The sequence below is a fragment of the Parabacteroides sp. CT06 genome (assembly GCF_002257605.1).
Taxonomy (GTDB): Bacteria; Bacteroidota; Bacteroidia; order Bacteroidales; family Tannerellaceae; genus Parabacteroides; species Parabacteroides distasonis.
Genome location: NZ_CP022754.1, coordinates 2918598 through 2932754 on the forward strand (window position 1 = coordinate 2918598; position 14157 = coordinate 2932754).

Genomic DNA, 14157 nt, shown 5'->3' on the forward strand with positions numbered 1-14157 from the left:
ATCGCGAAGATAGGTATATTAATTGAGAATTGAAAATTGAGATTCGAAAGTTACCTCTCGTTAGGCTTAATTATCAATTCATAATCTACCACGTCCAGCCACCGCCCGAATTTCAGCCCTACTTTCTCAAAGTGGGATACTTTTCTGAACCCCAACTTCTCATGCAGCGAGCAGCTAGCCTCATTCCCCTCAGTGATGCAGGCGATCAGGGCGTGGTAGCCGCCTACCCGACATTCCTCGATCAGCCTTTCCATAAGCTGCCGGCCGATCCCCTTGCCCTTGTATCCCGGGGATAAATAAACGGTGGTCTCAAGCGTATATTTATAAGCTGCCTTTTCTTTCCACGCATGGGCATAGCAATATCCCACGACCTCATCATGATCTACGTATACCAGATAAGGATAACTCGCCGAGATCCCGGCTATGCGACCCTCCATCTCCTCCACCCGCAAAGGTTCCGTCTCGAACGTAGCCACGCTATTCACGACATATTCATTGTATATATCCACGATCGCCTTGGCGTCTCGCGAACTCACATTTCGAATCATATTCATTCCGTTAAAACAATCCGATCCGGGAAAGAATATCTCTCTGCCCGGACCGGATCTATCATCGAATAAAATTACTAATTTTTCGGCTTTCTACTCAGACAACGCCTTGATCACCTCTTGGTTCGCCTTGCGCACCTCGGCCTCATTGATCTTGATCACCTTGCGATCGTAGGTCATAAGGCCGTTCACCTCACCTTCTACGTCCGTGGTTTGCGTGTAGACAGCGGCGGAGAAGCCCTTCGGAACCATTTTCTTCAGCTCACGGGCGTACTTCACGTACTCGGCGGTCACCTCATCGCTATTCTTAAACTGTACATAGCCCCAGTTGCGTTTGTTCCACCACAAATGGTTCTCCACGGCCAAGCCGATACCACCATACTCGCCCAATACGTTCACACGCACCGGATCGAACAGGTACATCGCCGGGCCCGGGTAATTATGCAAATCCAAGATATCGCCGCACGCACGGAAATTACCGCCACTGGCCGGATTCACCAGACGGGAAGGATCGTATGTTTTTGTCCACTCGGCAGCCTTCTCGGTATCGAACTGGCCCCAAGCCTCGTTGAAGGGAACCCATACTACTACACTAGGATTCGAGACGCACAGGTCCATGATCTCCTTCCACTCCTTGTAATAATTACGGATAGACTCCTCGGTACGCTCCTTGTCGGTTCCACCGTTATACGTATGAGGCGCCCATTGGTTACCCATGTCGCCGCTAGGCATATCCTGCCAAACCAGCATACCTTCCTTATCGCAATGATAGTACCAGCGGGCCGGCTCTACCTTCACGTGCTTGCGGATCATGTTGAAGCCCCACGCTTTCGTCTTCACGATATCATACAGCAACGCCTCGTCCGTGGGAGCCGTGTAAAGCCCGTCGGGCCACCAGCCTTGATCCAGCGGGCCGTACTGGAACAGGTTCTTGTTGTTCAAGCGCATACGCATGATGCCGTTGGCGTCACGCTCGGCGGATATCTTACGGAAGGCGGTGTACGATTTCACCTCGTCCACCTTCTTGCCATTCTTCGACAAGCTCACCTTCATATCATATAAATAAGGATTGGAAGGTTCCCACAACGTAGGATTTTGCACGGCCAAGCGTAATTCTGTCCCTTGTACGCCCTTGGCGGTAGCAACCACCTGCCCCTTATCGAGCAAACTGACCTCCACGATGTCCGACACCGGGGAGTCGGAACAAGCCCCGACCGTCACGCTCATCACGCCATTATCGATATTCGGGATCGCCTTGATAGAGGTGATATGCGAGGAAGCGACCGGCTCCAGCCATACGGTCTGCCAGATTCCGGTGACCGGCGTATACCAGATTCCCTCCGGGTTGGCCACTTGCTTTCCACGGGGTTGGTAGCCTTTATCGCTCGGGTCCCATACACGCACCACCAGCTTATGCGTACTTTTGCCATTCAGATAGGGAGTGATATTCAAGGAAAACGGGGTAAAGCCTCCCGTGTGGGAACCGATCAAGATATCATTCACGAACACGTCCGCTTTCCAATCCACGGCGCCGAAGTTCAACAAGATATCTTTTCCTTTCCATGAGGAGGGCACCGTAAAGGTTCGTTTATACCACAACTCATTCTTCTCCCCCACTTCTTTTTGCACGCCGGACAAGGAGGATTCCACGGCGAACGGCACCAAGATATTCCCATCGAAACTCGTCGGCTCTGCCTGTCCTTTCGGAAGGATAGCGTATTCCCACTCGCCGTTCAAATTCTGCCAATCCGCACGTTCCATCCCGGGGCGTGGATATTCTGGCAATACATTCCGGGGATCTACTTTCTCAGCCCAGTCCGTCTTGATCTTGTCTCCGGCGGGCTTCCACTGCGCCCCGGCGCTACAAATCGTTGCGAACGCACAAAAGGCTAACAATAATTTTCTCATGATATTATTTACATTTTGAATTGATAATACACTTTCAAGTGACAAAGATAATAGAAAATATCCAAAATCCACATCGTCCTCGGATACCAATAGGAGAACCGTACCCAAATCGATCTAACCATCAAATACCCGGAATATCTCTTGTGACAGAATCTCACAAGGTAAGGTTATTGTCTTTTTTTAATGTTCCTATTTTACATCAATATCATTTCCGGAAAAACACGTACGTGAATATCCAAAAACATGTACGACTTTTCGGAAAAACATGTACGTGTTTCGACGCAAACATTACGATGTTTTTACGACTCTGATTTTCAACCCCTTGAAAACACGACCTGATTTTCTGCTTATTGTAAAATTCTTCTTATTCAGGGATACCCGGAAAAGAAGGGGGATCAATACGCACACCTTCACCCACTGGCTGAAAGCCAAGAAGGAAGAGCGTGAGCTTGCCTTCCTCCGCACCTATCTTTGTAGGTAGAATTAAAATGCTTCAATTTGGCAAACGTCACTTGAAACGCCTGCAGGCGAAAGAGTTATTTCCGTATGGGTTACCCTTGGAAACTACGCTTTGCCGTGTGTTTCAAAGCATAGACAATGAAAAGATGGCTGATCGAATGTCTGCTTTTGCAGAGGTTTTCCGTAGGGAAATATCCGCTTCGGCAAGAATCAAAGATCTTTGCGCTATGGGCTTGAAGACTCCATAAAGACCGCCACCCCGACTGATGTCTATAAGAATAGTATTCTCGCCCATGCCGCACTGGCATGCGTAGAGGCATTGTACGCCCAATTCAAAACTTAAATGAAAAAGCCGTGAGAGAAACAGCATCAAAATCCACATCGTCCTCGAATACCTATTCGTAATCATAATACTATCGTTACTAATCGACGTCCTTTCCCCCACTATCCTTCACGTCATCGTTCACGATGCCCCGCTTGATTTTCCTGAAAGTATCCGTAAGGCTCCCGAAACGATAAGATACGGATATACCGAACTCACGCATCACCTTATTCTCCGTCTCATAAAGGGTGAACGCATTGTTATAAGTCTTGTTCTCCATCTTCCAAGTCTTCGTCAAAGGGCTCTTGCAATAGACAGATAACGTGAGCTTCTTATGGAAAAAATCCTTATTCAAGGTAATGCCGTGAAACAGGAAATCGGATCGTTCCCCTTGCAATTGAATCTTGGGTAACATATAACCGGCGTTCATGTTCAGCCAGAAATCTTTCGGAAACGAAAATTGGACACCGGCGAAAGCACGTCCGCTCCAACCGCTGTTCGACAAGTTTCTTTCCTCGTTTTCCATACTGATATAATCCACGCCACCATTCATGAAAAAACGGAACAATGGGAGAGGGCTCCAATTCATATAAAGGGAAAAGCCTGTCTGGTGCCGTTTGCCGATATTACCATAGGTAGAGACCGATACGTTCGGACGCTCCGTATCCATAAAAGTATATTGCTCGATAGAATTGTTCACAAATGCATGGCTTACGCTGGCATTTATGTTAAACTTCTGGGTGAATAAGGTATAATTAAGGTTCACACTATTGCTTTTCTCGGAATCCAAGTCTGGATTGCCATAAGAAACATTTAGCGGATCCCGCTCGTCGACATAAGGATTCAAATAATCAATACCCGCACGCTGGATACGCATATTATATCCCAGACGGATCTGTTGCGACTGTCCGATCGAGTAAGACAACGTAACGTTCGGTACGATATCCACAAAATTCGAATGAAAGTCTTTCGTCAGATCATTCGAATAGCTCACGTCCAAGCTCGTTCCTTCCGCACGTACTCCAGCCTTTATTCCCAGCTTATTCCAACGAAAGGTGCCACCCAGATACACCGAGTAAATATGTTGCGTATGGCTGAAATCCACAAAGCTGCCCGACGGTTCATGCCAATTGCCGGAAGTCTCATCATAAAGCCGTTGCGTGATCTCACTGTCGGTCTGGCGCAAGATATATTTTACTCCGGTCTCCAGATCATGCCCCCCGGCAATGGGTCTTATATAATCCAATTGTCCCGTATGCTCATTGGTCTTCGCCCGGTTCGTGTCCCATTGCAGGAAATCAGAGTAATTCGAGGTACCCGTTATCCGCATCCGGTTCTCATCATCATTCGGATCATTGGTGAAACGATAAGACAAAGTCAGCAACTCCCCCTTACGCCTTGTCTCATGCTGGTAGTTGGCATTCACCTCCACGGAGCCGAAGACAGGTTGATTCTGGCTAAAACGATCGTAAGCATAAATCAAGTCTCGGTTCATGTCACGCATCTCCACGCTCAGATCCGAGAACTCTTTCTGACGCTTGCGGAACAAATTGGCGTCCACGCTAATCAGGTTCATCGAGTCGATCTCGAAAGTTCCCTCCAAATATCCCCGGTGCATTTTCTCCCTTTCCCAATGCTCCCCGATCTGGGAGAGGTAACGGTTAGCGTCATCCGATAAGTTCTTGCGAAAGGAAGTGATATCCGCTATAGGCTCACGTTCATACTCCAGATTGTAATTCGCCGTAAGTCCCAGTTTCCCTGCTTTCAGCGAGACGAATGTCCCGCCGCCGTATGCCTCGTTCGTAGTAACCTCCGCACTCACCGTCCCCGTATATCCATCCAAGACACGTCTCACCATAATAATATTGATAATTCCACTCACTCCCTCAGCGTCGTAGCGGGCACCGGGATCTGTTATCACCTCTATATCCTTGATGTTGGAGGCCGGAAGACTTTTCAATACTGTCGAAGGATTACTGCTAAGCAATCCCGAGGGCCGTCCATTCATGTAGATCTTAAAATTACTATTTCCTTTCAGTTGGATATTATCATCGCCATCCACGGTTACCATCGGTACCTTCCGCAACATATCCAATGTATTGCTGACTTTCGCCTCGGGATCCTCCTCTAAGTTATAGACCAATTTATCAATATCCACCTTGACCAAAGGTCTTTGCGCCGAGACCCTCACCTCTCCCAGCGTCCGGGCATCATCTTTCATACATAATTTACCTACGTTCCATACGGGCGATTGAGCCGAAACGCTCACTTTCCTCCGAGCAGGTATTTTCCCGATAGAACTCATATGGAAATAATAAGATCCGGCCTCGGGCAAGGAGACAGAGAAATACCCATCAATATCGCAAGCCAATAAAGCAAGAGGCTCCGTAATCTCCTCACCCCTCGTCACACGCAAGGTCGCGAACGAGACCGGCTCATTTGTCAATGAGTCCACAACCTGTCCTTTCAACTCAAAGACACCAGCTCCCAGTACTTGCGCCGATACGGGACGAATCGCAACGCACGCTAGACAAACGAACAAAAGCTTAAAAAACAATGCAGTTTTCATATTCAATCGTGATTTATTATTACGCAAATATGACTCCCGGAGAGGCCAAAAGTTTTGTTTTTCCGTCCAAAGCGAAAGAAAAAGGATTGAGGGCGAAAATTAAATGATCCGAAAACAGGAGGAAAAGAAAGGGTATATCAAGCTTTAACTTTACTTTTGCCTATAAAAAGAGAAGCCATGAAAATAAGACATTATCTCCTTCAGAAACCATCCATACTGATATGGGTATCCGTATTATCGGGTTTCTTCGTGACCTCCGAAGAGATCATGGATTGTATCGAGCTATCCCGGATCAGAGGGATTGACCCCGAGATCGACAGTATATTATTGTTGATCTTCCAATGCCTGTTTTTCATCCTGTTCACTCGGATACTACTACAAATTAACGTATGTTGGCAGCCTGAGAAAAAAGGGCATCTCAAGCAATTCGCCTATTCGTCGCTGGTATCCGTATTATTTTCCTTAATCGTATGGCTCGGGGTCTCACCCGTCATACGAAGCACAAACCAAAATATCCGGGAGAAATACGAGCGAAACGAACCGAAAGAAAACCACCGTTTCCATGGGAAGAAGCTTTTCTACTTGTTCCACGAGCCAGAGGAGGCATGGTACAACAACCTTTTCACGCTATTCGTTGGAATATACACGTTCAGCCGGATTTATATCCTCGCCGCACGTAAAGAGGAAGTGGAGCGAAACTACGAGAAACTGAAAAACGAATCCCTGCAAAGCCAGATAGATGCCTTGTACAACCAGATCAACCCTCATTTTTTCTTCAATGCGTTGAACTCTTTGCATGCCTTGATAGTCGAAGGACAGAATCAGAAATCACTGGCTTATCTCTCCAACCTATCCAATGTATTCCGATATATACTTCAAAGCGAGAAGAAAGAATTAGTGGCGTTAAAGGACGAACTATCTTTTTTGGAAACCTACCGCTTCATGCTATCCGTCAAATATGAGGAGAAACTGACGTTCGACATACAGATCAACCCAGCCTATATGTCCTGCCAGCTACCGGTTCTTTCCTTGCTACCATTGATAGAAAACGTGATCAAGCATAATGAGATCAGCGCCCGCAACCCAATGCGATTATCCATTTACAGCACCCACGAACCTTCTTTGGTGATTCTAAACCGGAAACAGCCCAAGCTGGACGAGGTGGAGAAAGTGGGTATCGGGCTGAAAAACCTAGATAACCGCTTTGCCCTACTCGTAAAAAAAAGAATAAGGATAGAGGATACGGATGAGTTTTTCCGTGTTTCCCTACCTTTAAAGAGTTAATCTAAATCCAAACAATCATGAAAATCATCATTATCGAAGACGAGGCCGCAGCCTACAAGAACATCAAGAACTTATTACTACAGATAGATCCGCATATCGAGATCTTGGATCATTTCGATACGGTAGTAGATAGCGTGACATGGCTCCGTAGTCATCCCATGCCCGACCTCATCTTCATGGATATCCAATTGGCGGACGGAAACTCTTTCAATATTTTCGAATGCGTCATCATAGAGGTTCCCATCATATTCACTACCGCATACGACCAATATGCGATCAAGGCATTCGAGGTAAACAGCGTCGATTATCTATTGAAGCCTATCACGTTAGAGAGCATGCGAAAGGCACTAGATAAATACAACCGACTTAATCCGGTGACCGTACGGCAGCATATCAGCCGGATCGACCAATTGGTTTGTAGCTCGGAATATCTAAAGCGGATTCTCGTCCCATTCAAGGATCGGATTATACCGATCAAAACCGAGGCGATCGCTTATTTCTATAACACGAACGGCGAAAGTAGCGTGGTGACCCGCGAGAGACAATCATATTCCATCGGTAAATCTCTAGACTCCTTAATGATAAAATTAAACCCGACTTGCTTCTTCCGGGTAAACCGACAGTTTATCCTTTCCAAGGAAGTAATAGATAGCTTCACCATCTGGTTCGATAGCCGATTACGTATAAATCTGAGCCTCCCGACCGACGAACCCATTTTCGTGGCTAAAAATAAGGCGGCGGAATTTAAGGTATGGTTGTCCTCTTATTAAACTTCATCGTGCAATTTGATTATACAATTTAATAACGTACATTCGCGTACAAATAAATTAAATCTGTAGTCCGATGAGAACGCATTTACGCGAAAGCATGCTGGCGCTTCTTTTGATAGGTATCTTAGCCACGGGTTGCGATACCGGAACGAAGAAGGCTTCTGAAAACAGTATCACGTTTGATTCTATCAGCGTGGAAAAGACTTACCATTTGTTAGATAATCCGGATAATCCCAATTGCAATCTAGAGATCAAGTTCGTTTATCCCCGGAAATATTCGGATAAAGAGGTTCTTAAGAATCTACAGAGACAGTTCGTCTCCTCTTATTTCGGCGAGAATTATGAGCAATTATCCCCCGAGGAGGCGGTACGGAAATATACCGACGACTATCTGGCCGCTTATAAGGATCTGGAAGAGGATTACAAGGCTGAGGTGGCGAAATCCGACGAGACACCGGTGGGCTCTTGGTTCTCTTACTATGAGATGTCGTCGGATGATATCGCCTTCAACCAAGACGATATCATCAGCTATACGGTAAGCTTCGAGAACTATACGGGCGGAGCGCATGGCGCACATTCCTACAATAACCATGTAGTGAACCTCAAGACCGGTAAGCCGATCACCGAGGAGGAGATATTCGTGGACAACTATCAAGACAATCTGGCGCGAATATTGGTAGATCAGATCGCCAAGCAAAACAACGTATCCGACGCCAAGGAACTGGAAAATATCGGTTTCTTTAGCGTGGACGAGATCTTCCCGAACGGCAACTTCCTCGTAGACGAGACGGGCATCACCTATTCTTTCAACGAATATGAGATAGCGGCATACGTGGTAGGCGTCACGAACGTCCATCTCCCTTACAAGGAAATCCGCTATTTGCTGCGGGATGACAGCCCGATAAGTCAGTTAATTGAAAATTGAAAATTGAGAATTGAAAATTAATGATAGATAAACCTATAAACAGATGTCCTATGGAACAAAATACAGAGAAATTCTCAATTCCCAATTCTCAATTTTCAATTCTCACATCTTATTTCCCCGATCTCACCGACCGGCAAAAAGAGCAATACGCCGCCCTATATGACCTATATACGGATTGGAACGCCAAGATCAACGTGATCTCACGGAAGGATATCGAGAACCTATATCCGCATCACGTGCTTCACTCGCTGGGTATCACCGATATGCTGCGTTTCAAGCCGGGTTCCTCGGTGATGGATCTGGGTACGGGAGGCGGTTTTCCCGGCATCCCCTTGGCGATCTTATTCCCGGAGACCCATTTCCATCTGGTAGACAGTATCGGGAAAAAAATCAAGGTGGGACAAGCCGTGGCCGAGGCGATCGGGCTGGAGAACGTATCCTTCCGCCATTGCCGGGGCGAGGAGGAAAAGCAGCTTTTCGATTTCGTGGTAAGCCGTGCCGTGATGCCTCTGGCGGATCTGGTAAAGATCGTCCGCAAGAATATAAAGAAAGAACAGATCAACGCATTGCCCAACGGATTGATTTGCCTGAAAGGTGGAGAGCTGGCGCACGAGATATTGCCTTTCCGGAACCAAGCGATAAGCATGGATCTGAAAGACCATTTTAAAGAAGAGTTTTTTGAAACTAAAAAAGTAGTGTACGTACCCTTATGATTACGATAAAATCTTTCGAAGTAAACTATTTCTCCGAGAATACTTACTTGCTATACGATGATACCAAGGAGGCAGTCCTTATCGATTGCGGCTGCCTGCGCAAAGAGGAACAAAAAGAAGTAAGCGACTTTATCGCCCAGAACGGGCTGACGCTGAAACGTTACCTTTGTACGCACCTCCATCTGGATCACATATTCGGCAACGAATTCGTCCATAACACCTACGGGTTGAGCCCGGAAGCCCATAAAGCGGACGTGGAGGGCCTTCCCTCCCCCGAGGAGCAAGCCAAGGCGTTCGGCCTGCCGATGAAGGCGAAAAGCGTCCCGGTAGGGAAATATCTGGTAAACGGGGAAATCATAAAGTTCGGGAAATCCGAGCTGGCGGTATTGAGCGTTCCCGGTCATTCGCCCGGAGGCGTGGCTTTCTATAACAAGAAGAACGGTTTCGTGATCGTCGGGGATTCCTTGTTCGCCGGAAGCATCGGCCGTACCGATTTATGGGGAGGCAACCAAGATATACTGCTTGCCGCTATCAAGGACAAATTACTGTCGTTGCCGGACGAGACCGTGGTATACCCCGGCCATGGCCCCGAGACACGAATCATTGATGAGAAATTAAATAATCCTTATTTATAAAATACTAGAATTATGGACACAAATAAGTTTGTAAACCGCCACGTGGGCATCTCAGCGGAAGATATTCCCGCTATGTTGGAGACGATTGGCGTGAAGTCTTTGGACGAGTTGATCGATCAGACCATTCCGGCCAACATCCGTTTGAAAGAGCCGTTGAACCTCCCGGAGGCCATGACGGAACGTGAGTTCGCCGAGCATATCGCCGAGCTGGCTTCCAAGAACGAGGTATTCACCTCTTATATCGGTATGGGTTGGTACGACACGGTTTGCCCGGCCCCGATCCAACGTAACGTATTCGAGAACCCGGTTTGGTACACCTCCTATACGCCGTATCAGGCGGAAGTATCCCAAGGACGCTTGGAGGCGTTGCTGAACTTCCAGACTGTTATCTGCGAACTGACCGGATTGCCCTTGGCGAACTGCTCGCTACTCGACGAGGCGACAGCGGCAGCCGAGGCGGTTACCATGTTTCATGGTTCACGCAGCCGTGCGCAGGTGAAAGCGGAAGCCAATACGGTATTCGTTGACGAGAACGTGTTCGCCTCTACGCTGGCCGTCATCCACACCCGCATGATCCCGCAGGGCATCCAGGTGGTAGTGGGCGATTATAAGAAATTCGAGTTCACGCCGGACGTGTTCGCCGCCATCGTACAGTTCCCGAACGCGGATGGTTCGATCGAGGACTATAAGGAATTCGTGGCCCGTGCGGGCGCCGCCGGAGCCAAGGTAGGCGTAGCCGCCGACTTGATGAGCTTGGTATTGTTGACTCCTCCGGGAGAATGGGGAGCGGATGTCGTATTCGGTAGCAGCCAGCGCTTCGGTATCCCGATGTTCTACGGGGGTCCTTCCGCCGCTTTCTTCGCTACGAAGGACGATTATAAACGTACGATCCCGGGACGTATCATCGGTATCTCCAAGGACGCTTACGGCCATCCGGCTTATCGCTTGGCTTTGCAGACCCGCGAGCAACATATCAAACGTGAGAAGGCTACGTCCAATATCTGTACGGCTCAGGCGTTGTTGGCTACCATGGCCGGATTCTACGCCGTATATCATGGAGCGGAGGGGTTGCGTAACATCGCCGGACGGATTCATTCCACGGCCGGATTCTTGGCCAAGGAGTTGGAGAAACTGGGATATACGCAATTAAACAAGGATTATTTCGATACCTTGAAGATACAGCTTCCCGCACACGTGTCGGTGAACGCGCTGCGTGAGATCGCCTTGGAGTGCAAGGTGAACTTGCGTTACTTCGAGGCCGGACAAGTAGGCGTCAGCATAGACGAGACGACATTGCCTACGGACATAGGCGTATTATTATACATCTTCGCCGGCGCCGCAGGTAAAGACTATATGCTGGACGAGTCTATCCCCGCCCAGACTTATTTCGACGCTAAATTCGCCCGTACCTCCGATTTCTTGCAGCAAGACGTATTCAAGAAATATCATACGGAGACCGAGTTGATGCGTTACATCACCCGTTTGGGACGAAAGGATGTTTCCTTGGCCCAATCCATGATCTCGCTGGGATCTTGCACGATGAAGCTAAACCCGGCTTCTACGATGTTGCCGCTTAGCCGTGCGGAATTCATGAATATCCACCCGTACGCTCCAGAGGAGCAAGTGGAAGGCTATACGGAGCTGATCGAGAACCTGTCTTCTTACTTATGCACGATCACGGGCTTCAAGGGCTGTACGTTGCAACCGAACTCCGGCGCCGCTGGCGAGTACACGGGTCTTCGTGTGATCCGTGCTTATCAGGAAAGCATCGGCCAAGGCCATCGTGATATCGTTTTGCTTCCGGCTTCCGCCCACGGAACCAACCCGGCCAGCGCTATCCAATGCGGGTATAAGACCGTAACCGTTAAATGCGACGAGAATGGTAATATCGATCTGGAAGATTTCCGTGCGAAAGCCGAGGAGAACAAGGAGCGTTTGGCTGCCAGCATGATTACCTATCCGTCTACGCATGGTATCTTCGAGGTGGACATCAAGGAGATGTGCGACATCGTTCACGCTTGCGGAGGACAGCTTTATATGGATGGCGCCAACATGAACGCGCAGGTTGGATTGACAAATCCGGGTACGATCGGCGCCGATGTATGTCACTTGAACCTGCATAAGACCTTCTCTTCTCCTCACGGAGGTGGTGGTCCCGGCGTAGGCCCGATCTGCGTGGCCGAGCATCTGGTTCCGTTCTTGCCGCAGCATCCGGTGCTTTGGGGCAGCGACTTGAATACGGTATCCGCGGCTCCTTATGGTAGCGCCGGTATCCTACCGATCACGTACGCTTACATACGCTTGCTGGGTACGGAAGGTCTTGAGACAGTAACGAAGACGGCCATCTTGAACGCCAATTACTTGGCCGCTAAGTTCAAGGATACGTACGGTATCGTCTATACCGGAGCGACAGGCCGTGTAGGTCATGAGTTGATCTTGGAATGCCGTACGGTAAAAGAGCGTTCGGGCATCGACGAGGGCGATATCGCCAAGCGTTTGATGGACTTCGGCTACCACGCTCCTACCCTATCTTTCCCGGTACACGGCACCTTGATGGTAGAGCCGACCGAGAGCGAGAGCAAGGCCGAGCTGGATCGTTTCGTAGAGGTAATGGAATGTATCTGGAACGAGATCAAGGAGGTGGAGGAAGGCAAGGCTTCGAAGGAGGACAACGTCTTGAAGAACGCCCCGCATCCGGAATACGAGGTGACCGCCGACGAGTGGAAACACGCGTATCCCCGCACGAAGGCCGCCTTCCCGCTGGAATGGTTGCACGACAGCAAGTTCTGGATTAACGTAGCCCGTGTAGATAACGCTTATGGCGATCGTAACTTGATCCCGACTTTATGCGCTTGCGAGATATGAAGAAGCTCTTTATCGCTTTGGCGGCCGTCGCTCTGACGGCTTGCGTCAAGGCGCCCGAGAAAACAGTCAAGGTCTACGCATGGCAAGGCGAAGGCGGGAATACCACCGAGCAAACCTTACAAGCGGACTTTAGTAAATGGCATGCCCACGGTGTAGACGGGATGTGCTACAACGCCGGCCACGACACGGAGAAAATCCAGCGTGCCGCCAAAGCGGCCCATGCCAATGGCATGGAATACCACGCATGGATTCCTGCCATGTTGCAACATGGATTGGACTCCACCCTCTACGCCGTGAACCGGAAAGGCGAGTCGACCTATTCCGTACAGGCCTATGTCCCTTATTACAAATGCCTGTGCCCGAACCAAGAAGGTACGGCGGAGTTCTTGCTGGATCTATATGGCAAGGTAGCCGATATCCCGGAGGTGGATTATATCCATCTGGATTATATCCGTTACGTGGATGTCATCCTGGCCCGCGGACTTTGGGAAAAATACGGCTTGGTGATGGACGAGGAATATCCTACGGCGGACTATTGCTACTGTGACAAATGCGTGGCCGATTTCAAGGCTGCTACCGGTATCGACATCAAATCCGTAGAGGATCCTTCCAAATGCGAGGAATGGGCGCAGTTCCGTTGCGACCTGATCACGAAATTGGTAAATCGCATCGCCGACGAGGTTCACGGCAAAGGCAAGAAAGTGAGCGCCGCCGTATTCCCGGGGCCGGACTCTCACGCCAAGTGGATGGTTCGCCAAGAATGGAATAAATGGAATATCGACGCTTTCTTCCCGATGAATTATAACGATTTCTATCTGGAGGACGCTTCTTGGCTGGCTCCGATCGTGAAAGAGGAAGTAGCCTCCGTGCAAGGCAAGAAGCCAGTTTATAGCGGTTTGTTCATCTGCGAGGATTGGCAGAACAAGGCGAATATCAAGGACCCGGAAGGCCATGGACTGATCCCGTCCGAGATCGAGGAGGCCGTAAGAGGTTCCATGGAGAACGGAGCGGCCGGCGTGGCGTTGTTTACGCCGGGCAACATGACGGATGAGCATTGGAAAGCTTTCGATAAGGCGATCCACCAACCGTATACCGTAAAGCCCTAATTCGTAATTACTATACGATAAAACAAAGACGAGGAGGCGCAGCTCTTCATTTT

11 protein-coding genes are annotated in these 14157 nt (G+C 49.0%); 8 read left to right on the forward strand and 3 right to left on the reverse strand.

The window, feature by feature from the left end:
- Positions 1 to 50: 50 nt before the first annotated feature.
- Both CI960_RS12635 and CI960_RS12640 read right to left on the reverse strand, forming a co-directional pair.
- Positions 51 to 548, reverse strand: a complete 498-nt coding sequence (locus tag CI960_RS12635) for a GNAT family N-acetyltransferase (RefSeq protein ID WP_005855581.1) — start codon at positions 546 to 548, stop codon at positions 51 to 53.
- Positions 549 to 641: 93 nt separating this feature from the next.
- On the reverse strand, positions 642 to 2456 hold the full coding sequence (locus tag CI960_RS12640) for a glycoside hydrolase family 2 protein (RefSeq protein WP_005855578.1): 1815 nt from the start codon (positions 2454 to 2456) through the stop codon (positions 642 to 644).
- Between the two features lie 488 nt (positions 2457 to 2944).
- Here CI960_RS12640 and CI960_RS23440 point away from each other — a divergent pair, with 488 nt between their 5' ends.
- Positions 2945 to 3163: a hypothetical protein gene (locus CI960_RS23440; protein WP_008780925.1), complete on the forward strand. Its 219-nt coding sequence runs from the start codon at positions 2945 to 2947 to the stop codon at positions 3161 to 3163.
- Between the two features lie 174 nt (positions 3164 to 3337).
- Here the strand turns inward: CI960_RS23440 and CI960_RS12650 are convergent, their stop codons facing one another.
- Positions 3338 to 5806, reverse strand: a complete 2469-nt coding sequence (locus CI960_RS12650; RefSeq protein WP_005855575.1) for an outer membrane beta-barrel family protein — start codon at positions 5804 to 5806, stop codon at positions 3338 to 3340.
- Positions 5807 to 5983: 177 nt separating this feature from the next.
- Between CI960_RS12650 and CI960_RS12655 the strand changes: the two genes are divergently transcribed.
- The 7 genes from CI960_RS12655 to CI960_RS12685 all read left to right on the forward strand — a co-directional run bounded on the left by CI960_RS12655 (position 5984) and on the right by CI960_RS12685 (position 14104).
- A complete protein-coding gene (locus tag CI960_RS12655) occupies positions 5984 to 7090 on the forward strand; it encodes a sensor histidine kinase (RefSeq protein WP_005855572.1) in 1107 nt (368 codons plus the stop codon).
- Positions 7091 to 7107: 17 nt separating this feature from the next.
- On the forward strand, positions 7108 to 7860 hold the full coding sequence (locus tag CI960_RS12660) for a LytTR family DNA-binding domain-containing protein (protein WP_094582372.1): 753 nt from the start codon (positions 7108 to 7110) through the stop codon (positions 7858 to 7860).
- Positions 7861 to 7933: 73 nt separating this feature from the next.
- On the forward strand, positions 7934 to 8785 hold the full coding sequence (locus CI960_RS12665) for a DUF3298 and DUF4163 domain-containing protein (RefSeq protein WP_005855566.1): 852 nt from the start codon (positions 7934 to 7936) through the stop codon (positions 8783 to 8785).
- 20 nt (positions 8786 to 8805) lie between these two features.
- Positions 8806 to 9498: a 16S rRNA (guanine(527)-N(7))-methyltransferase RsmG gene (rsmG, locus tag CI960_RS12670; RefSeq protein ID WP_011966023.1), complete on the forward strand. Its 693-nt coding sequence runs from the start codon at positions 8806 to 8808 to the stop codon at positions 9496 to 9498.
- Positions 9495 to 10133: an MBL fold metallo-hydrolase gene (locus CI960_RS12675; protein WP_005855561.1), complete on the forward strand. Its 639-nt coding sequence runs from the start codon at positions 9495 to 9497 to the stop codon at positions 10131 to 10133. The genes rsmG and CI960_RS12675 overlap by 4 nt, the downstream gene beginning before the upstream one ends.
- Positions 10134 to 10145: 12 nt before the next feature.
- Positions 10146 to 12998: an aminomethyl-transferring glycine dehydrogenase gene (gcvP, locus tag CI960_RS12680; protein WP_005855559.1), complete on the forward strand. Its 2853-nt coding sequence runs from the start codon at positions 10146 to 10148 to the stop codon at positions 12996 to 12998.
- Positions 12995 to 14104: a hypothetical protein gene (locus tag CI960_RS12685; RefSeq protein ID WP_036628881.1), complete on the forward strand. Its 1110-nt coding sequence runs from the start codon at positions 12995 to 12997 to the stop codon at positions 14102 to 14104. Before gcvP ends, CI960_RS12685 begins: the two co-directional genes overlap by 4 nt.
- Positions 14105 to 14157: the final 53 nt, after the last annotated feature.

Coding starts and splice junctions, on each gene's coding strand:
- CI960_RS12635 (WP_005855581.1), bottom strand. CDS start 548: ATGATTCGAAATGTGAGTTCGCGAGACGCCAAGGCGATCGTGGATATA.
- CI960_RS12640 (WP_005855578.1), bottom strand. CDS start 2,456: ATGAGAAAATTATTGTTAGCCTTTTGTGCGTTCGCAACGATTTGTAGC.
- CI960_RS23440 (WP_008780925.1), top strand. CDS start 2,945: ATGCTTCAATTTGGCAAACGTCACTTGAAACGCCTGCAGGCGAAAGAG.
- CI960_RS12650 (WP_005855575.1), bottom strand. CDS start 5,806: ATGAAAACTGCATTGTTTTTTAAGCTTTTGTTCGTTTGTCTAGCGTGC.
- CI960_RS12655 (WP_005855572.1), top strand. CDS start 5,984: ATGAAAATAAGACATTATCTCCTTCAGAAACCATCCATACTGATATGG.
- CI960_RS12660 (WP_094582372.1), top strand. CDS start 7,108: ATGAAAATCATCATTATCGAAGACGAGGCCGCAGCCTACAAGAACATC.
- CI960_RS12665 (WP_005855566.1), top strand. CDS start 7,934: ATGAGAACGCATTTACGCGAAAGCATGCTGGCGCTTCTTTTGATAGGT.
- rsmG (WP_011966023.1), top strand. CDS start 8,806: ATGATAGATAAACCTATAAACAGATGTCCTATGGAACAAAATACAGAG.
- CI960_RS12675 (WP_005855561.1), top strand. CDS start 9,495: ATGATTACGATAAAATCTTTCGAAGTAAACTATTTCTCCGAGAATACT.
- gcvP (WP_005855559.1), top strand. CDS start 10,146: ATGGACACAAATAAGTTTGTAAACCGCCACGTGGGCATCTCAGCGGAA.
- CI960_RS12685 (WP_036628881.1), top strand. CDS start 12,995: ATGAAGAAGCTCTTTATCGCTTTGGCGGCCGTCGCTCTGACGGCTTGC.